We start from the raw sequence: 22,730 nt of genomic DNA on the forward strand, positions 1-22,730 counted from the left end.
CATGACCCAGCAGTCACTCGAACCCAGGGCGACGGCCGAAGACGCGGGAGAAGGCACCCGCGTCCCGGCCGGACGGTCCTGGCTCGACCGGTACTTTCACATATCCCGGCGAGGATCGAGCGTCGCGCGTGAAGTGCGCGGCGGCGTCACCACCTTCATGGCGATGGCGTACATCCTCCTGCTCAACCCCCTGATCCTGTCCGGCAAGGACGCGGCCGGGGACACCCTCGGCCAGAAGGCGCTGATCACCGCGACGGCGTTCGCGGCGGCCTTCAGCACGCTGCTGATGGGCTTCGTCGGCAAGGTGCCCCTCGCGCTCGCCGCCGGCCTCTCCGTCTCCGGCGTGCTCTCCTCGCAGGTCGCCCCGGAGATGACCTGGCCGCAGGCGATGGGCATGTGCGTGATGTACGGCGTCGTCATCATGCTCCTGGTCGTCACCGGCCTGCGCGAGATGATCATGAACGCGATCCCGCTCGCCCTCAAGCACGGCATCACCATGGGCATCGGCCTGTTCATCGCCCTCATCGGCTTCTACAAGTCCGGCTTCGTCCACCAGGGCAAGGCCACCCCGGTCACCCTCGGCCCCGCGGGCGAACTCGCCGGCTGGCCGGTGCTGCTCTTCGCCGGCACCCTGCTGCTGATCTTCATGCTGCAGGCCCGGAACGTCCCCGGCGCGATCCTGATCGGCATCATCGGCGGCACCCTCGTGGCGGCCGTGCTGAACGGCCTCGGGGCCGTCGACCCCCGGCAGTGGGCCAACGGGGCTCCCGAACTGCACGGCTCCGCCGTCTCCATGCCCGACTTCTCGCTCTTCGGGCACGTCGCGTTCGGCGGCTGGGGCAAGGTCGGCGCGATGACGGTGGCGGTGATCGTCTTCACCCTGGTGCTCGCCGGTTTCTTCGACGCGATGGCCACCATCATCGGCGTCGGCACCGAGGCGAAACTGGCCGACGACAAGGGCCGGATGCCGGGCCTGTCCAAGGCGCTGTTCATCGACGGCGCGGGCGGCGCGATCGGGGGAGTGGCCGGCGGCTCCGGCCAGACGGTCTTCATCGAGTCGGCGACCGGCGTCGGCGAGGGCGCCCGCACGGGCCTCGCCTCCGTCGTCACCGGACTCTTCTTCGCGGCCTGCCTGTTCTTCACCCCGCTCACCGCGATCGTCCCCCAGGAGGTCGCCTCGGCCGCCCTGGTGGTCATCGGCGCGATGATGCTGATGAACGCCCGGCACGTCGACTGGGCCGACCGGGGCACCGCCATCCCGGTGTTCCTGACGGTCGTCCTGATGCCGTTCACCTACACCATCACCACCGGCGTGGCCGCCGGCGTCATCTCGTACACCTCCATCAAGGCAGCTCAGGGCAGGGCGCGGGAGATCGGGGCATTCATGTGGGGTCTCACAGGGATCTTCCTGGTCTATTTCGCCCTCCATCCCATTGAGAGCTGGCTGGGCGTGAACTAGCCCGCGGCTCACCGCACCCTCTACGCATCCGTTGTTCCGTGAGGAGACCCAGACATGCTCGACATCGCCGAGGAGCTGAACCGGTGGGTCGCCGACGGGCGGGACTTCGCCGTGGCCACCGTGGTGGCGGTCGGCGGCAGTGCGCCGCGGCAGCCCGGGGCCGCCCTCGCGGTGGACGCCGAGGGCACCGCCGTGGGCTCGGTCTCCGGCGGTTGTGTGGAGGGTGCCGTGTACGAGCTGTGCCGGCAGGCGCTGGAGGACGGGGAGACCGTCCTGGAGCGCTTCGGGTACAGCGACGACGACGCCTTCGCCGTCGGCCTGACCTGCGGCGGCGTCATCGACATCCTCGTCACACCGGTACGGGCGGACGACCCCGTCCGTCCGGTGGTCGCGGCCGCGCTGGCCGCCGCCGCGCACGGGGACGCGGCGGCGGTCGCACGGATCGTCACCGGGCCGCCGGAACTCCTCGGCCGCGCCCTCCTCGTGGACGCCGACGGCTCCCACGAGGGCGGCTTCGGCGCCCATCCCGAGCTGGACCGCACGGTCGCCGCCGAGGCGGCCGCCTTCCTGGACGCGGGCCGCACCGGCACCCTCGAGATCGGAGAGCAGGGCTCTCGGTGCGGAGCACCGCTCATGGTGCTGGTCGAGTCGTCCGTCCCCCCGCCCCGGATGATCGTCTTTGGCGCGATCGACTTCGGGTCCGCACTGGTGCGGGTCGGCAAGTTCCTCGGCTACCACGTGACGGTGTGCGACGCCCGCCCCGTCTTCGCCACCAGGGCCCGCTTCCCGGAGGCCGACGAGATCGTCGTCGAGTGGCCCCACCGGTACCTGGAGCGCACACCGGTCGACGGCCGTACCGTCCTGTGCGTCCTCACCCACGACGCCAAGTTCGACGTCCCGCTGCTCCGGCTCGCCCTCCGCCTCCCGGTGGCCTACGTCGGCGCGATGGGCTCCCGCCGCACCCACCTGGACCGCAACGAACGCCTGCGCGAGGTCGGCGTCACCGAGCTGGAGCTGGCCCGCCTCCGCTCGCCCATCGGCCTCGACCTCGGCGCCCGCACGCCCGAGGAGACCGCCCTGTCCATCGCCGCCGAGATCGTCGCGAACCGCCGGGGCGGCAGCGGGATCTCCCTGACCGGGGCGCACACCCCGATCCACCACGACGCGACGTCATCACAGACCCCGGCGCGGCGGATCGGGTCGGTGGCCTAGCTCCCCCTGTCGGCGGCCGTCCCGGTGTGCTCCCCCGGAGCGCCCGGTCCGTTCCCCCGATCGCCGTACCGGTCCGGGCGCCAGGGGACGATGGAAGCGCCTTCACAGCCGCCGTACAGCGTCAAATGACGCATTCGGCGCCGGGAGTTCCGTTCTCATGCACCCGGAGTGCACGCGGGTTGCACGCGGGTCGCACGGGGCCGCGAGCGCGTCGGTTCAGTCCTCGGCCCAGCGTCGCAGCCCCGCGAGGTCGAGTACGACGGTCCGTCCCCGGCGGGTGGCCACCAGGCCCTCCTGCTGCATGGCCCGCAGGCAGCGCACCACCGATTCCCTGGACGCCCCGGTGGCGGCGGCGAGTTCACGCTGGTTGACCTGCACGGCGACGGCACCCGGCAGGGTCTCCGGGGCGGCCGAGCCGTACTGCACGGCGAGTTTCACGAGCAGCCCGGCGACCCGGGCGCGGGTGGTGCGGGCGCCCTGTTCGGCGCGCAGCCCGTCGGAGTCCCGTAATCGGCCCACGACACTGCGCAGCACCGACAGGCACAGGCCCGGGTCGCGCTCCAGGAGCCGCAGGAAGGCCTCCGCGGCGACCACCGTGCCCTCGCTGCGGCGCATCGCGGTGACCGTGGCACCCCGCGGCCGGCCGTCTATGCAGGAGAACTCGCCGAGGAGTTCACCGGGGCCGCGCAGGGCGAGCAGGCTGGTGTAGCCGTTGGCCGAGTCGACCGTCACCTTGACCAGGCCGTCGGTGAGCAGGACGACGGAGTGGGCCTCCTCGCCCTCCCGCATCAGCACCTCGCCGCGGGCCCACCCGCGCGGATGCCCGGCCTCCCGTAACAGCTTCGCTTCCCCGGGCGAGAAGAACGCCACCTTCGAGCCTCCCGGCCGCATCGACCCACGGCGACCGTTCGGCACCGGACGGCCACTGTCCATCCTGCGGCCGGGGTCTGCCAAGGGGCCGGCGGTCGTACGGCACCGCGGTCAGGGCCGCCGGAGCAGCGAGTTGACCGCCCGTCCGAACACGGCCCGGGACGTCCGGCGCACCAGTGGGTCGAAGAGCGACGGCAGCCCCCGGATCCGCAGCTCCTCGTGCCAGACCACCCGGGTACGGCCGCCGGGGCCGGGGTGCACCTCCAGTTCGGCCCAGCCGAGCACCACCCGGCCGCGCTTGACCAGCCGGCACCGGCCGGAGCCGCCGTCCCGCGGCGGCTCCCAGACGGTGACCTCCATGGGATCGTCGAACGACAGCGGCCCGAACCCGGAGCGGGCCACGAACATCGTGCCCTCGTGGGTCGGGGGATCGGTGAGCACGGTGACCCGGGTCAGCGGGACCACGTCGGCGTGCCGGGACCACTCCGTGAGCCGGCGCCACGCCTCGTCGATCGGCAGCGGAGCCGTCCGCTGAAGGAGGAAATTGACCACGGCACGATCGTAGGGAACCGGCCACCGGGCGCGGGTCGCACACGGGATGTTCACATGAACGGCAGATTCGTCCAACCCCGGCCGCCGCCGGTCCGGGACCCGTACGATTCCCGCCATGGCGGGCAAACCGCCTGCCTTCACGGGGAGTTGGTCATCATGCCGTTGAAGACCTATGGCGTACTGATCACCAGGGCGGTCGACACCCGGCGCGAGGGCGCCGCCGACAGCCCGCACTACCAGATCCACCTCGCCGACGACGCCGGTGTCCACTACCGGGCCGCGGTCAACGTCCTCTCGCAGCAGAAGCCCGCCGAACTGCTCTACCTCGTCGACGACGACTTCAAGCACCCGCTCACCGCCCGCCTGGCGGGTCTGGCGAGCGGCTGGAACACGCTGCCGCCCGGGCCCGGCGGCCCCAACCTCGACTTCGTCCGCGGCAACCTCTTCGACCCGGCGAAGATGCGGGTCCTGCCGGCGGACCGCTCCGGACCCGACAACGACCTGGCCGACCTTCTCGACCACTACGTCCGGCGGGCCGTCGACGACTCCCGCGCCCGCCTGTACCTCTTCGGCGAGCGCTGGGGGCCCGAGACCGGCGTCAAGGACAAGGTGTTCGGCTTCCTGCCCGGCAACGGCGTCCACGACATCCACATGAACCAGGGCAACAGCGGCCGCTTCACCGGCGACGACGGGGTCTGGCAGGACGGCGGACTGCTGATCCGCTTCCCGGGCGACGACCAGGCCGCCGAGCGCTGGGTCGGGATCTTCCTCGCCTTCCAGAGCCAGGCCTGGCACACCGACGACGTCACCGGCCACACCCTCCCCGACGTCGACACCTCCCGCCCCGCCCCCGGCGACCGGCCGGTCCGGATCGTCGCCGCGCTGGTCAACCCGGTCGGCCCCGCCCCCGAGGCGGAGACCGTCACCCTCCTCAACGCCTCGTCCGCCCCGGTCGACCTCACCGGCTGGCGCCTCCTCGACCGCATCGGCCAGGCCTCCCCGGTCCCGGCCGGCCCCCTCGCCGCCGGCGCCGCCCTCGGCGTGCCGCTCTCCGGCGGCGCCCGACTCGGCAACCACGGCGGCGAGATCACCCTCCTCGACGCCACCGGACTCAAGGCCGACGGGGTGTCGTACACGGCCGAGCAGGCGGCCCGCGAAGGGTGGTGGGTCGTCTTCTGACCGGGGCCGCGCACGGCCCTGTCGCGACGGCACGGCGGTACGGCACCATGAGCGCGGTCCGTACCGCCGTCGTCGTCCCGGGGGGCGTCTCGTGGAACACGAACTGCACGACAGGCTCGACGACCTGATGCGCGATCCCTATCCGCAGTACGCGCGGGCCCGGGCCGCCGAGGGGCTGGTGCGGGTGCCCGAACTGGACGCCTGGCTGGTGGCCCGGGACGCCGACGTCCGCGAAGTGCTGCGCCGCACCGAGGAGTTCTCGTCGGCGAACGCGTTACGGCCGGACGTCATGCCCTCGCCCGCCGCGCTCGCCGTGCTCGGCGGCGGCTTCGGCGGCCGGCCGGTCGTGGTCACCTCGGACGGCGAACGGCACCAGCGGCTGCGTGCGCCGCTGGTGCGGGCGCTGTCACCGGCCCGGGTCGCGGCGGCCGTGCCGTACGCCCGTGACCGCGCCGCCGCCCTCGTCGACGGGTTCGTGGCGGACGGCCGGGTGGAGCTGATGTCGGCCTACGCCATGCGGCTGCCCGGCGAGGTCATCGGACGGATCGTCGGTCTCGACCCCGCCGACGTGCCCCTCGTCGTGCACGGCGGGCGCCGCGCAGAGGAGTTGCTGTTCCGGCCGCTGCCGGAGGCCGGGCAGATCGCCGCCGCCGAGGACGTCGTCGCCATGCAGCACGTCCTCGACCGCTGTGCCCGCGACCGCTACACGCACCCACGCGAGGACCTGGCGACGGAGATCGTCGCCTCCGTGACCGAACCCGGCCACACCGAACTGCCCCTGGAACAGCGCCACGAGGCCGTCGCCCACCTGCAGAACCTGCTGATCGCCGGGCACCTGACCACGACCGCGCTGATCGGCACCACCGTCCTGCACCTGCTCGGCCACCGGCGCCCGTGGGACCTGCTCCGCGAGCGGCCCGACCTGATCCCGGCCGCCGTGGAGGAGGCGGCGCGGCACGACGGGGCGCTCCAGGGCTTCCGGCGGGTCACCACCCGCCCGGTGACGCTCGCGGGCACCGAACTCCCGGCCGGGGCCGAGCTGTTCGTCGCCTTCGGGGCGGCCAACCGGGATGCCGCGCGGCACCCCGACCCGGATACGTTCGACATCACCCGGGCCGCCCCCGCCCGCCACCTCGCCTTCGGTTTCGGCGCCCACGCCTGCGTCGGCGCCCAGCTGGCCCGCGAGCAACTCCGGGTCACGGTCGAGGAGCTGACCCGTCGGCTCCCGGACCTGCGGCTGGCGGAGGGCCGTCCGGTCACCATGCGGCCGACGATGATCCACCGCTCACCGGAGGAGCTGCACCTCACCTGGCCGGTGTCCTAGGCGCAGTTGGGGGTTCGGATCCCGGCGGCGGCGTCGTCGAGCGAGCTGCCGGGGGCGTCTCCGCTCCGGTGCCCGGGCGCCTGACCGAGGCTCGCCGGTCAGGTGCCCGGGCCGTCCGGGCCGGGGGTCACTTCCTGACGACGGACTCCACCCAGCTGATGAAGTTCGTCGTGGAGTTGCCGGTGCGCTCGGCCTGGGTGTGTCCCTGGGCCCACACGGTGGCGAAGTCGACGTCGCGGATGCCGTAGTTCTGCAGGGCCAGCGCGATGTTGATCTCGGTGGTGTTGGCGGTGTCGCCCTGCATGATGCCGGTGCGGATGCGCCAGTGGCGCGCGACCTGCGACCGGCGGTAGCCGGCGAAGGCGGGCGAGAGGAAGAACAGCGGGTTGTAGGCGTCGGCCCGCCAGGCCATGTCCTTGCCGACGCTGTCCTTCAGCGCGAAGTCGCTGTCGTACGACGAGGAGCCGTAGTCGGAGCTCCAGTCGGAGTACGTGGCGTACGTCGACTCGTTGGCCGCGACGACGTCACGGGTGAGCGGTGCGAAGTGCGCCGGGGCGTTGAGCCCCATGGCGAAGACGCCGTTCTCGGTCTGCGCGCGGGAGTAGCCGTCGAACGCGCCGACCGGCTTGTTCGCCGTCTTCTGGCTGGTGACGAAGCCTTCGAGGCCGGACACCGTGGCGGTGTTGGTCGTGGCGTCGTAGGTGACCCAGGTGCTGTTCGTGTTGAGGTAGGCGATGTAGTCGTCGACGGTCTCGTACGTGGTGGAGGAGCCCGTCTGGCCCGATCCGGGCGGGCCGCCCATCGTCGTGATGGTGTACGGGAAGGTGTTGTCCGCCAGGAAGTTGTTCAGCGAGGTGGTGATCACCTCGATCAGGTGGTCGTAGTAGCTGCCGGCCAGGTAGGTGCCGCTGCCGGACTCGGTCAGCTTCAGACGCCTGCCCCGCTCGTCGCGCAGACCGAGGCGGTTGACGTACCTGGGCCAGGCCTTCGCGAGGTCCGCCGAGTAGGCGCTGGTCCAGGTGCTCGTCGCGCGCGTGCCCGTCGAGGCGAACTGGCCCATGTTCCACTCGTAGGACAGGTTGGCCTCGTGCAGGCTGGTGATCGGGCACCAGGCCATGACGCCGGCGACCGCGTCGCTGAGGGGGCGGCCCTTGGCATCCTCCATCGCCGCGCCGATCGTGCGCAGGTAGGGGTGGTACAGGGGGCTGTCGCCGGACGCGCCGGCCACGGTGTCCTGGGCGCCGCCGCCGCTCATGCCGAACAGGACGATGTCGTCCGTGCTGCCGGGCAGGAGGCTCCGGTTGTAGCGAAGGAAGCGGACGGCGGCCTTGAGGTCGGTCACGCCCCAGGGGGCCGCGTCGGAACGGGTGCTGGTGGAGCTGTCCCGGCCGCGCAGGCCCGGCCACACGTAGATGTGCCCGGCCGCGAGGTACTGCGACACGCTGCTGTAGCTGTAGGACGTGGCCGGCTTCTGGGCCGCGTAGCCGGGGGTGTTGACCGGGATCACGATCGGCGCGGTGCGTCCCGAGTACGCGCCGACGGTGCCCTTCGGGTTGACCGTCGCGGTGTACGTGGTCCCGTCGCTGTTGGCGGTGGCCGTCAGATAGGCGCCCGGCACGTAGATCGACAGGTTCTCGATGTCCGTGGCGGCCGGGGCGGTGACGTACACCTTGCCGAGCTGGTAGTACACGTCGTTGGCCGAGTCGTACGACCAGGCGGTGGAGTCGAGCTCCAGCGAGTACGCCGAGGTCGTGGTCGACGAGCCGGCCGACGACGCGGTACCGGCGAAGGCCGTGCCCGCCGCGCCCTCGGCGACTCCGAACGCGGCCATGGCTGCGGCGCCGCGGACAACGGTTCTGCGGTTGATCTCCACCCGTGGACCTCCTTGTACAGCGGGTTGCTGTGCGGCTCTGTCGAGTCCCCGACTGTAGGCAAGGAGGCCCAGGATTGTTGACAATTTCGATGATTATTTTGTTAGAAGCTTGCCAGCGGGGCTAGGGCCGGTACACCTTTCCCGGTTCGGCCTTGCCGGGGGCGAGCAGCTGGGGGACCGTCACGAACACGTACCCGCGCGCCTTGAGGGCGTCGATGATGCCGGGAACGGCGGGCACGGTGCCCTTGTAGAGATCGTGCAGCAGGATGATGCCGTCCCGGGAGGCCTGGTCCAGGACCCGCTTCTCGATCAGCGCCGAGTCGGTGGTCATGTAGTCCTTCGCGGTCACGCTCCACAGCACCTCGGAGAGGCCCAGCTGCCGGCAGATGCGGTGCACGTTCGCGTCGGTACGGCCCTGCGGCGGGCGCATCAGCGTGGGCTTACGCCCGGTGAGGTGCTCGATCGCGTCGTCGGTGCGGGTGAGCTCCTCGCGTATCTGTCGGTCCGATATCCGCGTGAGGATCTTGTGGTCCCAGGTGTGGCTGGCGACCTCGTGCCCTTCCGCCGCCATCCGCTTCACCAACTGCGGGTACTTCTCGATGTGCCGCTTGCCCAGCAGGAAGAAGGTCGCCGGGACGTGCTTCTCCTTGAGGATGTCGAGCAACCGTGCCGAGTTCTCGCTGGGCCCCGCGTCGAAGGTGAGGGCGATGCACTTCGCCTCGCGGCAGTCGACGGTCCCGAACCGGGCCTGGGTCGTCGTGCCGGCGTGGTTGCGGGCGTCGGCGGGCGAGGTCGTGTCGACCTGTGCGCAGCCCGCCAGGGCGAGGGTCAGCGACACGGCCGCGGCGGTGAGCGCCGGCAGACGGAAACGGCCGGACCGGGTTCCGGTGGCGGATCGGAACCCGGAGGGCCGTCTTTCCCTCTTCTTGCTCGGAAGCGTGCTCCAAAGTGGCATGCCGGGACTATACACACAGTGCATAGAACGCGTGTACGAATTTTCTGGTGATCGGTTCCGAGTGGCGGTGGGCGGCTCCGGTGCTGGTCAGCCGTGTGTGGTGGGGTCCACTTCGCCCCAGGCGATCCCCGCTCCGCGGTCCATGTCGCGTATGCGGTCCAGGTCGGCGTCGTCGATGCGGAACGAGAAGACGTCGAGGTTCTCGCGCATGCGGGCCGGGTCGGTGCTCTTGGGAAGCACCGGAAAGCCGTTCTGCACGCCCCAGCCGAGCAGGAGCTGCGCCTCGGTCACGCCGTACTTCTCCGCCAGCCTCTTGAAGGGGGAGTCGGGGCGCTCGCCCTCGGCGCGCATCTCCCGCGTCTTTCCGCTCAGGTGGCCGGGCGCGGTGCGCCAGGTCGACAGCGGGACCAGGCTGCTGTAGGCGATGGGCGTGATGCCCTTCCGGCGCAGGTGGGCGACGAGCCGGGGCTTCTGCGACCAGGGGTGCAGTTCGATCTGGTCGGCGTGCGGAACGGGAAGCCCCGCCTCGATCAGCTCGTCGATGTGGGCGGCGTCGAAGTTCGAGACGCCGATCGCACGCGCCTTGCCGCTCCTGTGGGCCTCGGCCAGTGCCTGCCACTGCTCCATGCGCTGCTCGTGCCCGAACGTGGCGTGGACCAGATACAGGTCGACCTGCTCCAGGCCGAGCCGGTCGAGACTCTCGTCGAGGGAGCGCAGGGTCTCCTCGCCCGTCTTGCTGCGTTCCTCCGTCAGCGGCCACAGCTTGGTCGTCACGAACACGTCGCCGCGTTCGAGTCCTTCCTGCCGCATGCCGCGTCGCAGTCCTTCGCCGACGCCGCGCTCGTTCCCGTACACCTCGGCCGTGTCGATGTGCCGGTACCCGGCGGCCAGGGCGTTCCCGACGGCGGACGCGGCCTCCTCGTCCGGGATGAGGTAAGTGCCTAAACCGACCAGGGGGACCTTCACCCCGGCGGTCAACTCGTGATCTGGTGCGGTGGTCATCGAAATCTCCTTGCCGGACGGCTTCCTCCTCCGCAGGGGCCGGCGGGTGATGGGCGGCCGGTGGCGCCGCGCATCACCCGCCGGAAGCGGCTCAGTGGTTCTTGACGGCCGAGGCCCAGTCGAAGTCGATGCCCATCTGCTTGTACATGGTCGAGTAACCGACGAAGCAGTTGAACTGCTCGACCTTGCCGTCCTTCAGGTACCAGAAGTCGGCGGTCGGTACGTCGATCTTCGCGCCGTTCGGCTTGACGGTGCCCGCCGGCGACTGCAGCGGCCCCTCGAACGTGCCCTGGATCGACAGTTCGATGCTGATCACGTCGCCGTTCACGGTGATGCGCTTGAGCTCGCGGTGGACGTCGGGGAAGAGGTTGGCCATGTAGGGCAGCACGTTGCCGAGCGCCTCGCCCCGGTAGGCCACGCCGGGGACCATGCCGTTGAAGACGCCGTCCTCGGCGAAGCTGTCGACGAACGTCTTGACGTCGATGCTCTTGCCCTCCGCCACGTGGTAGTCGCGCAGGACGATCGCGAGATTCCGCTTCTCGTGCCTGGTCAGGTGACGGTCCGTGAGCGGCAGCTCCGCCAGCTGGCGGTGGGTCAGGTCCGGGACCGCGGTACTGCTGTGGGCCGCCGCGCCGCTGTGGGCGGGGCTTGCCGCCTGCGACGGGACGGCGGCTATGGACAGACCTCCCAGGACCGCCACTGCGGTGGCGGCGGTGATCGACTTCCGGCTGAGCAGCTTCATGTCGTGTTCCTCCAGGTTCGTGCGCGGGATCCGGGAACGGGATCCGGCGCGACGGCGTCTCTCGCATCTTGGTTAATCAAACGCTCGATTGACTTTATGGACGGGCCGCGCGAGCTGTCAAGCGACTGTTTGAATTGTGTGTCGCGCATGGTTTGACAATGAAGTCAAGCGACTGCTTGACTTCATGGCGTGACAGGGGCGAAAAGGACGGATCTGCGCCGGGAGGCCGGTCAGCGTACCCGGGACGGCCTTCAGACGGCCGCCCTGGAGCTGCTCGCGCAGCGAGGCCAGGAAGGCGTGACACTCCGCGAGATCACGGATCGCGCCGGAGCCAACGTCGCCGCGGTGAGCTATCACTTCGGGTCGCTGAAGGCGCTGTGCGACTCCGCGATAGAGCACGCGCTGGAGCGGTATCTGGACGCGCAGCTCCTGGAGCTCAACGCGCTCGGATCCGACGCGACACTGCAGGACGTGGCGACGGCGTTCGCCCGGCCGATGATGCGCGCGCTGGCGGCCGGCGGACAGGACCTGGCCATGATGCGGACCGTGGCGCGCGTCGGCATCGACCCGCCCGAGGGATGGGACCGGCTGGCCGGCAAGTTCGACCGGAGCCGCCGGGACGCCCTCCGGGTGCTGACCGCGAACCTGCCCGGGGTCGGCGAGGAGGAACTGATCTTCCGTACGCGGTGCGCGGCCGGCCTGCTGAACTGGCTCGCCCTGGCGCCCATCGGCACCGAGCTGGCCGCCCTGTCCGCCGAGCAGATCGAGCGGCAGCTGGTCCCCGTGGTGGCCGGGGCGTTCCGCGGGGACGCCCCCACCGGCCACTGACCGGACCTCGTCCGGCGACCGGCGCCCACCGGGCCGTACCGTCCCGCCTCCGATGTCACCCGCCGCCGCACCCGGTGTGACCATGGAGGAGGGGGGCCGACCCCGGCCGGAGAGGACGCCCCATGCGCTACCGGGACCGCGCGCACGCCGGCCGCGAACTCGCCGCCGCACTGGCCGGGTTGCGCGACGAGGGCGCCCTGCCCGACCCGGTCGTCCTGGCACTGCCCCGGGGCGGGGTGGCGGTGGCCGCCGAGGTGGCGCGGGAGCTTGTGGCCCCGCTCGACGTGCTCGTCGTACGCAAGATCGGTGCCCCGCACCACGAGGAGTTCGGCGTCGGCGCGATCGCCGGGGACGACCCTCCGCTCCTCGACCCGGCCACCCTGGCCCACCTGGGCCTGACCGAGGACGACCTCGCCCCCGTGGTCGAACGGGAGCGGCAGGAACTGCGCCGCCGCGAGCGCCGCTACCGGGAGGGCCGCCCGCCGCCCGAACTGCGCGGCCGTACCGTGCTCGTCGTCGACGACGGCCTCGCCACCGGCTCCACCGCCCGCGCCGCACTGCGCCACATCCGGGGCCGGCGCCCCGCACGGACCGTGCTGGCCGTCCCGGTCGGCGCGCCCGACTCCCTGGACGCGCTCGCCGCCGAGGCCGACCTCGTCGTCTGCCCCTGCCGGCCGGCCGTGTTCAGCTCGGTCGGACAGTGGTACGACGACTTCGGGCAACTGACGGACGCCGACGTGCTCGACGTGCTGGGCCGGGTCTGACGGAGGCGGGAGGCGGGGTGCGTGGTGCCGGAGCTGGCCGGGGACGAGGCACGGCGCCGGTTCGCCGCGGCCCGGGTGGCCCGGCTCGCCACCGTGGACGAGGCCGGCCGCCCCCATCTGGTGCCGGTCGTCTTCGCACGGCACGGCGCCCACGGGATCGTCACGGCGGTGGACCACAAGCCCAAGACCACACCCCGCCTCAAGCGGCTGCGCAACATCGCCGCGCGGCCGGCCGTCAGCCTGCTCGTGGACGTGTACGACGAGAACTGGGACCGCCTGTGGTGGGTCCGGGCGGACGGCGAGGCGAGGGTGGTTCCCGCCGACGCGGACGTCGTCGAGCCGCTGTGCGAGAAGTACCCGCAGTACCGGGAGCGCCCACCCGGCGGCCCGGTCGTCCTCGTGACAGTGTCGCGCTGGACCGGCTGGCAGGCGACGCCCTCCTGATCGCGGATCTCCCCGTGCCCGCGCCCTGTGCCTGTGCCCCGTGTCAAGTCCCGAACTGTCGGAACGTGCCCCGCTCGCGGTCCGCGGGCCTACTGGAGAGCACGGGGTCGACCACCCCGGGACTGCGGACCGACCAGCAGGGTGGCACGGACGCCGGCCGCGGCGGCGGAGCCGATCAAGCGGCCTCGCGCGTGCACCGCACCCCTGGATACGATTTGGGCAGGTTTACGGCGCTACGGGGCGGACGGGTGATGGCGACGCGCATCGCGGGCTACGAGGTCCAGGGCGAGATCGGACGCGGCGGCATGGCCGTCGTCTACCGCGCCACGGACCTGCGCCTGGACCGGACCGTCGCCCTGAAGCTGCTGGCCCCCGAGATGGCCCGCAACGACACCTTCCGCCGCCGCTTCACCCACGAGTCACGGGTCGCCGCCGCCATCGACCACCCCCACATCGTGCCGATCTTCGAGGCCGGCGAGACGGACGGCGTGCTGTACATCGCGATGCGCTACGTGTCCGGCCCGGACCTGCGCGCGCTGCTCGACAAGGAGGGCGTGCTGCCGGTGGACGCGGCGCTGCGGATCGCGGGCCAGGTCGCCTCCGCGCTGGACGCGGCGCACGAGCACGACCTCGTGCACCGGGACGTGAAACCCGGCAACGTGCTGGTGGCGCAGGGCACCGACAGCGACCACCCGGAGCACGTCTATCTCACGGACTTCGGCCTCACCAAGAAGTCGCTGTCGCTGACGGGGTTCACGACGGTCGGCGAGTTCGTCGGCACGCTGGACTACGTGGCCCCCGAGCAGATCTCGGGGCGCCCGGTGGACGGCCGCTGCGACCTCTACAGCCTCGCCTGCGTGGTCTTCGAGATGCTCGCCGGCGGCCCGCCGTTCGTCCGGGACGAGGACATCGCGCTGCTGTGGGCGCACCAGTACGACGCCCCGCCCGCGCTGAGCGAGGTGCGGGCGGGGCTGCCGCCGGCGCTCGACGACGTGTTCGCGAGGGCACTGGCCAAGGTCCCCGAGGACCGGTACGGCTCCTGCCTGGAGTTCGTGGGCGAACTGCGGCTGGCCGCGTACGGTGCCGGTCCGGCGGGGGCGGCGGAGGAGCCGGCCGAGCAGCGGTCGGCCGACGGCCCGCCGACGGTCGGGCGGGACGCGGCCCGCACCCCGCGCCCGCCGGGCTGGGCCCGCCCGGTGTTCCGTCGCTGAGCAGGTCAGCGCCCCGAAGGGGCGCGGGGAACTGCGCGACCAGCCACGACGGCGCCGCAGACGAACGACGGCGCTTCGCTGCAATTCCGGCGGAGTGCTCAGCCGCGCACGCAACCCCGGCTCTCAGCCCTCGGCAAGGTACTGCTCCGCCCAGACGGTCTTGCCCGTGCCTGCGTGCCGGGTGCCCCAGCGCTGGGTCAGCTGGCCGACCAGGAGGAGGCCGCGTCCCCCCTCGTCGTAGGTGTGGGCCCGCCGCATGTGCGGGGCGGTGTTGCTGGAGTCGAAGACCTCGCAGGTGAGGGTGTGGTCGTCGTGGATCAGACGGAGCCGGACGGGCGGCCGGCCGTACCGGAACGCGTTGGTGACCATCTCGCTGACGATCAGCTCGGTGATGAACGCGGCCTCCTCCAGGTGCCACGCGGCCAGCTGCTCGGTCGCCAGTTTGCGGGCCTCGGCGACGGCGGCGAGGTCGAAGGGCAGGTCCCAGGTGGCGACCCGGTCGGTGTGCAGGGCCCGGGTGCGGGCGACGAGCAGGGCGATGTCGTCGTCGGGGCGGTGGGTGAGCATGGACGTCAGGACCCGGTCGCAGACGGAGTCCAGGTTCCGGGCGGGGCGGGCGAGCGCGGCGAACATCGTGTCGAGGGCCTCGTCGATGTCGTGCTCGCGGGGTTCGAGCAGACCGTTGGTGTAGAGGGCGATCAGGCTGCCCTCGGGGAGTTCCGTCTCGTACGACTCGAAGGGCAGCCCGCCCAGGCCGAGCGGGGGTCCGGCCGGGACGTCGAGGAAGCGGACGGTGCCCGCGGTGACCACGGCGGGCGGCGGGTGGCCGGCCCGGGCGGCGCAGAGCCGCCGGGTGACGGGGTCGTACACGCCGTACAGGCAGGTCGTGCCCACGCCGCCGGCGGTGTCGGGGGAGTTGTCGGCACCGGCCTCCTCGGCGGAGAGATGGACGACCAGGTCGTCGAGGTGGCTGAGGAGTTCGTCGGGCGGCAGGTCGACGTCGGCCAGGGTGCGGACGGCGGTGCGGACCCGGCCCATGGTGGCGGCGGCCCGCATGCCGTGGCCGACGACATCGCCCACCACGAGCGCGACCCGGGTCCCGGACAGCGGGATGACGTCGAACCAGTCACCGCCCACCCCGGCCTGGCTGACCGACGGCAGATAGCGGGTGGCGATGTCCAGGGCGGCCTGCTCGGGCAGGGTCTGGGGGAGCAGGCTGCGCTGCAGCGTCATCGTGGTGGTGTGCTGCCGCTGGGTGCGTGCGGCACCCTGCATGCTGGTGGCCGTACGGGCCGCGAGCTGTTCGGCCAGCCACAGGTCGTCCGCGTCGAACGGCTCGGTGCGCCGGCTCCGCCCGAACAGGGCCGCACCGAAGGTGAGGTCGCCCGCCCTGAGCGGCACCGCCAGCAGTGAGTGCGCCCCGCTCTCCCGGACCCAGGCGGCGGCCTGCGGATCCTCCCGAGCCCAGCGGCCCACGACCTCGTCGCCGGCCGGGTACACCCTGCCGTGCCCGTCGGCCAGGCACCGGCCCGGCGGCGACCACGGCGGGCAGCGCAGCACCTCGCCGGAGGGCCGGGGGAGCGGCGGCCCGTCGGGTGCCGAGCGCACGGCGGCCCGGCGCAGGGCGACGCCGTCGGGCGGCGGTGCGCCGTGCCGGGGGGCGTCCAGCAGGTCCACGGCGCAGACGTCGGCGAACGCGGGGACGGCGACCTCGGCCAGCTCCTGCGCGGTGCGCTGTGCGTCGGAGCCGGTGCCGATGCGCACCCCGGCCTCGCTGAGCAGCAGCATCCGGCGCCGTACCAGCTGCTGGGAGGCGTCGGCGTGGGCCGTCAGGGCCACCGCCCGCACCCGGCCGTCCGCGTCCTTCAGCGGCATGAGCCACGCATGCCAGGTGCGCTCCGGGTCGGCCGGATCCAGATGGAGACTGATCTCCTCCGGCCCGGCGCCGTCCAGGACCCGTCGCATGCCGGCCTCGGCCTCGGCGCTGCCCTCGTACGGCACGACGTCCGTCAGCCGCAGCCCCCGCATCATCCCCTCCGCCAGCGACAGCGTGCGCTGCGTCGCGACGCTCGCCCGGGCCAGCCGCAGCCTCTCGTCGAAGACGGCCGCGACGCACGGCGACTGCTGGAAGGCCCACTCGCCGAGCGCCTCGCCCGCGGCGGCCGCCGCCGGGCCGGCCACGGGGGACACCACCAGCCACTCCGTGCCGCCCGGCCGTTCGCCGGAGGGCCTGCGGTGGACCAGGACGTCCAGGTCCAGCCGGTGCCCGTCGCGGTGGCGCAGCGCCGCGGTCCCGCTCCAGCGCGGTCCGGCGGCCGCCTCCCGCCACGCGTCCCGGTCGGGGTCGGCGAGCAGTCCGGTGGCCTGCTGTCCCAGGATCTCGGCGGGCGGGTACCCCAGCAGCAGCCGGGCACCGTCGCTCCAGCCGGACACCAGGCCCCGCTCGTCGACCGTGACCGTGGCGGTGCGGGCCCCCTGGGGCACGGCGTGCGTCTGCGCCGGTTGGCTGGGAGGGGTGGGACGTCGTTCCATCGCCGCTCATCCTTCGCGGAACCTGCACGGCCGACTCTCTCCCCAGGATGATCCCGGCCGCCGATGAGCACCAATCCGCCGCCGCTGCCACCCCGGGCGCGTGGCACACCGGCCCCAGGTCCCTGTGACGCGCCTGTGACAGTCGGCGGACAGCGTCATGACCTCGCGTTGTCAGGGTTTTGTAAACGGACAAATCGCCCCTATTGGTCAATCTCGACATTGGTCAATCTCGACCGAGCGCATGCGAAGGACCCCCCATGAGCTTCACCGCAGTCACCCAGCACACCGAGACCGTCGCCGTCGCGCTGGCCCCGCGTGAGCGCGAGACGCTGAAGCACATCGCCGCGGGTTGCACCTACCTCCAGGCGGCCCGGCTGATGGGGCTCTCCCGGCACACGGTCGACGCCTACCTGCGCCGCATCCGCGCCAAGCTCGACATCAACACCACCGCCGAGCTCACCCGGCTGGCCATCTCCCTCGGACTGTGATCCCGCTCCGCCCGACAGATCCGCCCCGTCCGTGACAGCGTGGGAGCAGCAGCCGGCCACGGTGTCCTGGAGGCGGAGATGACGGTGAACGGGCTCGGACTTGTGGTGCACGGCGGGCGCGCGGAGGCGGTGGACGCGGCCCGCGCGGTACGGGCGTGGGCGGCGGAGCACGACGTGCGGTGCACCGACATCGACGTGTGGCACGACGGCGGACGGCACCACTCCGGGGAGGAGGTCGCGGCCGCGGGCGACCCGGACCTGATCGTCACCCTCGGCGGGGACGGCACCTTCCTGCGCGGCGCCCGGCTCGCCGCCCGCAACGACGCGCTGGTCCTCGGCGTCGACCTGGGCCGGGTCGGCTTCCTGACCGAGGTGCCGGTCTGCTCGGTGCGGGAGGCGCTGGACGCGATCCGCGAGGACCGGTACACCGTCGACAGCAGACTGCTGCTCACCATGCGCGCCTCCCGGCGCCTTGAGGTGCCCGCCGACATGGAGCGTCTGATGCAGTACGGCCGCGGTCCGCTGCTGCCCCCGCCCCAGGTGCGCACGGACTGCGAGGAGGACACCGACTGGGGCATCCCCCTGCACGTCACCGCGGTCAACGACATCGTCCTGGAGAAGTTGTCCCGGGACCGCCAGGTCTCCGTCGGCGTGTACGTCTCCGGCCGGCTGCTCGCCTCCTACTCCGCCGACGCGCTGCTGGTGGCGACGCCGACCGGCTCGACCGCCTACAGCTTCGCCGCCGGCGGGCCCGTCGTCTCGCCCTGCGCGGAGGGCCTCGTCTTCACCGCGGTCGCCCCGCACATGGCGTTCAACCGCTCGGTCGTCACGGCCGCGAACGAGGCGGTCGGCCTGCGCGTCCTGGAACGCTCCGGGCAGGCCGCGGTCAGCGTCGACGGCCAGGTGCGCGGCGTACTGGAGCCGGGGGACTGGATCGGCGTGTACGCCGCCCCGACCCGGCTGCGGGTGGTCCGGCTCGCGCCGATGGACTTCTACGGCCGCCTGCGCGAGCGCATGAACCTGACCGACGCCCCGGCCGCGGTCGCCGACGGCACCCCTCCTCCGCTGTGGTCGCTGCGCACACCCCCGCCCGGCGACCTGGGCCATCTCTCGCTGCCGCTCATGTCCGAGGAGTACGCCGAGGCGAAAGAACCGTGCGTCGACGGGAAAGACGGTGTGGCCCCCGCGCTGGAAAAGTCGGTCTTCCCACGTCATGCGCAGGAAGGCGACAACAACCCATGACCACCGACTCCCCGGCCGGGACGGTCCCCACGGTCCAGACGGTCCGCGGCCCGGTACCCGCCGACGACCTCGGCACCGTACTGATGCACGAGCACGTCTTCGTGCTCAGCGAGGAGTTCCGGCAGAGCCTCCCGGAGACCTGGGACGAGCAGGAGCGCGTCGACGACGCCGTGACCCGGCTCAAGGCGCTGGCCGCCACCGGCGTCACCACCATCGTCGACCCCACCTGCATCGGCCTCGGCCGCGACGTCGCGCGCGTCGCCCGGGTCAACGAGCAGGTCGACCTCAACATCGTGGCGGCCACCGGTATCTACACCCTGGCCGACGTCCCCGACTACTTCCGCTACCACGGCCCGGGCACCCTGCTCGGCGGTGCCGAGGGCATGACCGAGCTGTTCGTCCGCGAACTCACCGTGGGTATCGCGGGCACCGGGATCCGGGCCGCGTTCCTCAAGTGCGCGATCGAGGACAGGCTCACCCCGGGCGTGGAGCGGGTGCTGCGCGCCGTGGCCCAGGCCCAGCTGCGGACCGGCGCCCCGATCACCGTGCACACCAGCGCCACCGCACGCACCGGCCTGGTCGCCCAGGAGATCCTGCGCAGCGAGGGCGCGGACCTCGGCAAGGTGGTCGTCGGGCACAGCGGCGACACCGCCGACCTGGACTACCTGCACGAACTCATCGACAACGGCTCGTACGTCGGCATGGACCGCTTCGGCCTCGACATCCTGCTCCCCGGCGACCAGCGGGTGGCGACCGTCGCGGCCCTCGCCGCCGGGGGGCTCGCCGGGCGGATGGTGCTGTCCCACGACGCGTCCTGCCACATCGACTGGTTCCCGCCCGGCGTGAAGGAGCAGATCGCACCGGACTGGCACTACACCCACCTGCACGACCAGGTCCTCCCGGCCCTGCGCCGAGCGGGCGTCACGGAGGAGCAGTTGACCACGATGCTGGTCGACAACCCGCGCCGCTACTTCAGCTAGCGCGTCGCCGCCGGGCCTCGCTCGGGGTCGTCCCGAACTCCGCCCGGAACGCGGTCGCGAACGACGCGTGACTGCCGAAGCCGCAGGAGTGCGCGATCTGCGCGATCGAGTACGACGCCCAGCCCGGCCCGGCCAGCCGTTCGCGGGCCGCGTTCAGCCGTTCGCGGCGGATCAGGTCCCGGGCCGTGGTGCCGGCCTCCTGGAGCACCTGCTGGACATAGCGCACCGACCAGCCGAGCGCCCCCGCGACGGCGACGACGTCCAGGTCCCGTTCGCAGGCGTGCTGCCGTACGTAGCGGCGCACCGCGGCCTCGACCGTCGCCCGCTGCCCGGCGGGCGCCGTGTCGGTGCCGCCCTCCGCGGCCAGGCACACCAGGTCGAGCAGCCGGTCGCAGGCGAGGTCGAAGGTGGTCTCCGACAGTTCCTCGCGCTCCTCGTGGAGCGTGGTGGTCAACTGCCGGACGATCCGGCCCAGTCCGCGCTCGGCCCCGAGCAACTGCGGTTCGCCGGCCGCGATCCGGCTGCGCGCGGAGACGTCCTCGCCGGACATGATGAAGGCGATCGACAGGAAGTCCGCGTCGTGTGCGAACTTCATCGGACGGTCGATGTCGCACAGCACCATGCTCCCGGCCCGGATCTCCGCGGCCGACGGCCCCTGCTCCACCCAGGCGGTACCGGCGAGCGGGACGAGGAGTTCGTACGTGCCCCGCGGGTCGGACCGGATGTGCCGGGTCTCCCGCTGCACCACCTCCCGCCCGCCGCCGCACAGGGCGACGCCGTACGCCGTCGACTGCTGCCACTCCAGGCGGGCGCGCCACGCCGCGTCGTGGTCGGGCACGCTGATCCGGCTGGCTCCGTGCAGACCGGTGAAGAGCTCGTCCCAGGCACTCGCCGAGGTCAGGGTGAGGGCTTCGCTCCAGGAGTACACGCGCCTCATCGTAGGCCGCCGGGAGCGAGCCCGGCCCGGGCATCCACCCGGTACGCCGCCACGACCGGTCGCACACCGGCGGAGGCGGACTCGCGGACGGGTCCGCGTCCGGTCCGCGCGGTGGACGTCGGTGGACGAGCGGCTGCCCGACGGCCTTGCGCAGGCGGCCGGCTCCCGCGCGCTCCGGGACGTCCGGTGCGCGGGCGAGCCGGTGGCCGTGGCCGACGAGCCGGTCCGCACCGGACGCACGGCCGCACCGGACGCACGGCCGCGCTGCGTGCCGCCGGAGCGGTGGCGGCACGCAGCGTCCGGGTGGCGGGTCCGCCGGATCAGGCGGTCGGTTTCCAGGGCCAGTTGCGGCGCTCGTAGGCCACCTCGAAGCCCAGGCGGAGCATGTTGTGCAGGGAGGGGTTGTGGGTGCCGGGGGTCTCGGCGCCGGTCTCGGCGACGAGCGTCCCGCACCCCAGCTGCTGCGCCCGGCGGGCCCGGGCGGCCAGCAGCGCGGTCTGGCCGCCGCGGTTGCGGGCGTGCGCCGCGACGGAGCCGGCGAAGAACTGGGCCGTCCCGTCGCGGACGTACATCGTGCCCGTGCCGACCAACTCCCCGTCCAGCCAGGCCGCGTGGGGATGCCAGCCGGGCTGCCCCACGCTGCCGGCCGCCATCCGCGCGTAGGGCTCGACCGGCATGCCGAACGCCGTCATCATCACCTCGCCCCATACGTCGGCCTGTTCGGCCTCCACCGGGGCGACGCGGATCCCGTCGGGGGACCGGCCGGACGCGTCGGCGCGGGCGACGGCCTCGTCGACCGGGCAGACGAGTTTCACCCAGGCCGAGCCCGACGCGGTGATGCCCTCCCGCTCGCAGATGTCCGCCCAGTCCTCGGGCAGGAAGGCCGGGGCGATCTGGAGGACGGCCTGCGGGGTGCCCGCGGCGCGGTAGAAGTCGCAGACCTCCTTGACGAGTTCGGCGGTGACGGGGGTGGCGACGCCGAAGCCGAGGGCCTTGCTCCAGAAGTGGGTGACGTCGTCGGTCATCGACAGCACCACTCCGCCGCCGATGCGTGCGGCGCTCATGCCGAGCGCGGTGCGGACGGACTCGGGGGCCCGGGTCTCGAACTGGAAGAGCGCCTCGGCCTCGGACTGTTCGGCGACGGACGGCTCAACGACTGTGCTCATGACTCCGATTCTCTTTCGGAACGTTCTCTCTCGGGAAGTCGGCTCGCCTAGCGGCCGCTCGTCACGAACCGGGTCACCGCCGCCGTGAAGGCCTCCGGCTCCTCGATGTGGCCGAAGTGCCCGCTGTTCTCCAGGATCACCAGCTCCGAGCCGGGGACCAGGCTGTGCAGTTCCTCGGCCCACCGCACCCCGCAGATGAAGTCGTGGCGGCCGGCCAGCACCAGGGTGGGCACGGTGATCTTGCCGAGTCCGGCCCGGTCGTCGAAGACGATCGGGGACAGGTCCTCGTCCACGCCGGAGACGTACGTGGCCCGCACCGCCGCCCGGATGGGCGCGAACTCCTGCTCCCGGCCCCAGTAGTCGGCGAAGTAGGCGGGGAACAGCCCCCGGGCGACGGCGGTCTGCGCGGCGTCGTCGGTGACGGTGGGGATGGCCTGGAAGGCGGCCAGGACCTCGGGGAGCCCGGGGTGGCCGGCGTGCCGCGCGGCGAACGCCTCCACCTGGCGCACGGTCTCGTCGGTGTGCTCGGGACCGGTCACCGGCAGGCTCTCGTACAGGATCACCCCGGCGAGCCGCTCGGGGTGGTGCAGGGCGTGGTACTGGGCGACGAAGCCGCCGTGCGAGTGGCCCAGCAGGTGCACCCCGGGAACGCCGAGGTGGTCGAGGAGCGCGCCGAGGAACCGGCTGTAGCGGGCCCGCGTGTAGCCGTTGGGGTGGGACGGCAGCCGGCCCGAGGCCCCGCTGCCGACCGGCTCCGGGTAGACGACCGTCAGGTGCCGCTCCAGTTCGGGCATCCGCAGGTACTCCCAGTCGATCCCCGGGCCGCCGGAGTGCGCGACGCACACCGGACCCGTGCCGTGCACGTGGTAGCGCTGCACGAGGCCGTCGATCTCGACGGTGTGCGTTCCGGTGGTCAGGGGATCGGTCAGGGGCGTGGTCATGTTCTTCTCCGTGTCCGGTGGGTTCTTGG

Annotated in this window: 21 protein-coding genes; 11 read left to right on the plus strand and 10 right to left on the minus strand. The window is 72.5% G+C overall.

Annotation, left to right across the window (positions count from 1 at the left end; all coding sequences use genetic code 11):
- Nucleotide 1: 1 nt before the first annotated feature.
- The gene (locus ABZ887_RS39415) at nucleotides 2-1,459 is read left to right on the plus strand and encodes an NCS2 family permease (RefSeq protein ID WP_361301025.1); all 1,458 of its coding nucleotides are present in this window, start codon (nucleotides 2-4) and stop codon (nucleotides 1,457-1,459) included.
- A gap of 54 nt (nucleotides 1,460-1,513) precedes the next feature.
- Nucleotides 1,514-2,671, plus strand: a complete 1,158-nt coding sequence (locus ABZ887_RS39420; protein WP_361301028.1) for an XdhC/CoxI family protein — start codon at nucleotides 1,514-1,516, stop codon at nucleotides 2,669-2,671.
- 216 nt (nucleotides 2,672-2,887) lie between these two features.
- Here the strand turns inward: ABZ887_RS39420 and ABZ887_RS39425 are convergent, their stop codons facing one another.
- Nucleotides 2,888-3,541, minus strand: a complete 654-nt coding sequence (locus ABZ887_RS39425; protein ID WP_361301031.1) for a Crp/Fnr family transcriptional regulator — start codon at nucleotides 3,539-3,541, stop codon at nucleotides 2,888-2,890.
- A gap of 111 nt (nucleotides 3,542-3,652) precedes the next feature.
- On the minus strand, nucleotides 3,653-4,093 hold the full coding sequence (locus ABZ887_RS39430; protein WP_361301034.1) for an SRPBCC family protein: 441 nt from the start codon (nucleotides 4,091-4,093) through the stop codon (nucleotides 3,653-3,655).
- 156 nt (nucleotides 4,094-4,249) lie between these two features.
- Between ABZ887_RS39430 and ABZ887_RS39435 the strand changes: the two genes are divergently transcribed.
- Both ABZ887_RS39435 and ABZ887_RS39440 read left to right on the plus strand, forming a co-directional pair.
- Nucleotides 4,250-5,272, plus strand: coding sequence for a DUF2278 family protein (locus ABZ887_RS39435; RefSeq protein ID WP_361301037.1), 1,023 nt, complete (start codon nucleotides 4,250-4,252; stop codon nucleotides 5,270-5,272).
- 91 nt (nucleotides 5,273-5,363) lie between these two features.
- Nucleotides 5,364-6,596 carry a cytochrome P450 gene (locus tag ABZ887_RS39440; RefSeq protein WP_361301040.1) on the plus strand — a complete coding sequence of 411 codons (1,233 nt, stop codon included), beginning with the start codon at nucleotides 5,364-5,366 and terminating at the stop codon, nucleotides 6,594-6,596.
- A gap of 127 nt (nucleotides 6,597-6,723) precedes the next feature.
- On the opposite strand, the gene ABZ887_RS39445 is transcribed toward ABZ887_RS39440, so the two are convergent.
- The 4 genes from ABZ887_RS39445 to ABZ887_RS39460 all read right to left on the minus strand — a co-directional run bounded on the left by ABZ887_RS39445 (nucleotide 6,724) and on the right by ABZ887_RS39460 (nucleotide 11,168).
- Nucleotides 6,724-8,469, minus strand: a complete 1,746-nt coding sequence (locus ABZ887_RS39445; protein WP_361301043.1) for an esterase — start codon at nucleotides 8,467-8,469, stop codon at nucleotides 6,724-6,726.
- Between the two features lie 121 nt (nucleotides 8,470-8,590).
- Entirely contained in the window at nucleotides 8,591-9,424 is an 834-nt protein-coding gene (locus ABZ887_RS39450) for a polysaccharide deacetylase family protein (RefSeq protein WP_361301046.1), read from the minus strand.
- 87 nt (nucleotides 9,425-9,511) lie between these two features.
- On the minus strand, nucleotides 9,512-10,426 hold the full coding sequence (locus ABZ887_RS39455; RefSeq protein WP_361301049.1) for an aldo/keto reductase: 915 nt from the start codon (nucleotides 10,424-10,426) through the stop codon (nucleotides 9,512-9,514).
- A gap of 91 nt (nucleotides 10,427-10,517) precedes the next feature.
- The gene (locus ABZ887_RS39460; RefSeq protein ID WP_361301052.1) at nucleotides 10,518-11,168 is read right to left on the minus strand and encodes a nuclear transport factor 2 family protein; all 651 of its coding nucleotides are present in this window, start codon (nucleotides 11,166-11,168) and stop codon (nucleotides 10,518-10,520) included.
- 189 nt (nucleotides 11,169-11,357) lie between these two features.
- Here ABZ887_RS39460 and ABZ887_RS39465 point away from each other — a divergent pair, with 189 nt between their 5' ends.
- The 4 genes from ABZ887_RS39465 to ABZ887_RS39480 all read left to right on the plus strand — a co-directional run bounded on the left by ABZ887_RS39465 (nucleotide 11,358) and on the right by ABZ887_RS39480 (nucleotide 14,415).
- Complete coding sequence (locus tag ABZ887_RS39465) at nucleotides 11,358-11,996, plus strand: TetR family transcriptional regulator (protein WP_361301055.1); 639 nt, start codon at nucleotides 11,358-11,360, stop codon at nucleotides 11,994-11,996.
- A gap of 122 nt (nucleotides 11,997-12,118) precedes the next feature.
- Nucleotides 12,119-12,760 carry a phosphoribosyltransferase family protein gene (locus tag ABZ887_RS39470; RefSeq protein WP_361301058.1) on the plus strand — a complete coding sequence of 214 codons (642 nt, stop codon included), beginning with the start codon at nucleotides 12,119-12,121 and terminating at the stop codon, nucleotides 12,758-12,760.
- A 24-nt stretch (nucleotides 12,761-12,784) separates the two neighbouring features.
- Complete coding sequence (locus ABZ887_RS39475) at nucleotides 12,785-13,204, plus strand: TIGR03668 family PPOX class F420-dependent oxidoreductase (RefSeq protein WP_361301204.1); 420 nt, start codon at nucleotides 12,785-12,787, stop codon at nucleotides 13,202-13,204.
- A gap of 251 nt (nucleotides 13,205-13,455) precedes the next feature.
- On the plus strand, nucleotides 13,456-14,415 hold the full coding sequence (locus tag ABZ887_RS39480) for a serine/threonine-protein kinase (protein ID WP_361301061.1): 960 nt from the start codon (nucleotides 13,456-13,458) through the stop codon (nucleotides 14,413-14,415).
- Between the two features lie 123 nt (nucleotides 14,416-14,538).
- On the opposite strand, the gene ABZ887_RS39485 is transcribed toward ABZ887_RS39480, so the two are convergent.
- Entirely contained in the window at nucleotides 14,539-16,947 is a 2,409-nt protein-coding gene (locus ABZ887_RS39485) for a SpoIIE family protein phosphatase (RefSeq protein WP_361301064.1), read from the minus strand.
- Nucleotides 16,948-17,204: 257 nt separating this feature from the next.
- Between ABZ887_RS39485 and ABZ887_RS39490 the strand changes: the two genes are divergently transcribed.
- The 3 genes from ABZ887_RS39490 to ABZ887_RS39500 all read left to right on the plus strand — a co-directional run bounded on the left by ABZ887_RS39490 (nucleotide 17,205) and on the right by ABZ887_RS39500 (nucleotide 19,657).
- On the plus strand, nucleotides 17,205-17,435 hold the full coding sequence (locus tag ABZ887_RS39490; protein ID WP_361301067.1) for a helix-turn-helix transcriptional regulator: 231 nt from the start codon (nucleotides 17,205-17,207) through the stop codon (nucleotides 17,433-17,435).
- A 78-nt stretch (nucleotides 17,436-17,513) separates the two neighbouring features.
- Nucleotides 17,514-18,677: an NAD(+)/NADH kinase gene (locus ABZ887_RS39495; protein ID WP_361301207.1), complete on the plus strand. Its 1,164-nt coding sequence runs from the start codon at nucleotides 17,514-17,516 to the stop codon at nucleotides 18,675-18,677.
- The gene (locus ABZ887_RS39500; protein ID WP_361301070.1) at nucleotides 18,674-19,657 is read left to right on the plus strand and encodes a phosphotriesterase-related protein; all 984 of its coding nucleotides are present in this window, start codon (nucleotides 18,674-18,676) and stop codon (nucleotides 19,655-19,657) included. The genes ABZ887_RS39495 and ABZ887_RS39500 overlap by 4 nt, the downstream gene beginning before the upstream one ends.
- Here ABZ887_RS39500 and ABZ887_RS39505 read toward each other — a convergent pair.
- The 3 genes from ABZ887_RS39505 to ABZ887_RS39515 all read right to left on the minus strand — a co-directional run bounded on the left by ABZ887_RS39505 (nucleotide 19,650) and on the right by ABZ887_RS39515 (nucleotide 22,701).
- Nucleotides 19,650-20,585 carry an AraC family transcriptional regulator gene (locus ABZ887_RS39505; RefSeq protein WP_361301073.1) on the minus strand — a complete coding sequence of 312 codons (936 nt, stop codon included), beginning with the start codon at nucleotides 20,583-20,585 and terminating at the stop codon, nucleotides 19,650-19,652. The genes ABZ887_RS39500 and ABZ887_RS39505 overlap by 8 nt on opposite strands.
- Nucleotides 20,586-20,914: 329 nt before the next feature.
- The gene (locus tag ABZ887_RS39510; RefSeq protein ID WP_361301076.1) at nucleotides 20,915-21,760 is read right to left on the minus strand and encodes a GNAT family N-acetyltransferase; all 846 of its coding nucleotides are present in this window, start codon (nucleotides 21,758-21,760) and stop codon (nucleotides 20,915-20,917) included.
- A gap of 47 nt (nucleotides 21,761-21,807) precedes the next feature.
- On the minus strand, nucleotides 21,808-22,701 hold the full coding sequence (locus ABZ887_RS39515; RefSeq protein ID WP_361301079.1) for an alpha/beta hydrolase: 894 nt from the start codon (nucleotides 22,699-22,701) through the stop codon (nucleotides 21,808-21,810).
- Nucleotides 22,702-22,730 lie beyond the last annotated feature (29 nt).

This window comes from Streptomyces sp. NPDC047061 (genome assembly GCF_040643955.1).
In the GTDB taxonomy this organism is placed as follows: Bacteria; Actinomycetota; Actinomycetes; order Streptomycetales; family Streptomycetaceae; genus Streptomyces.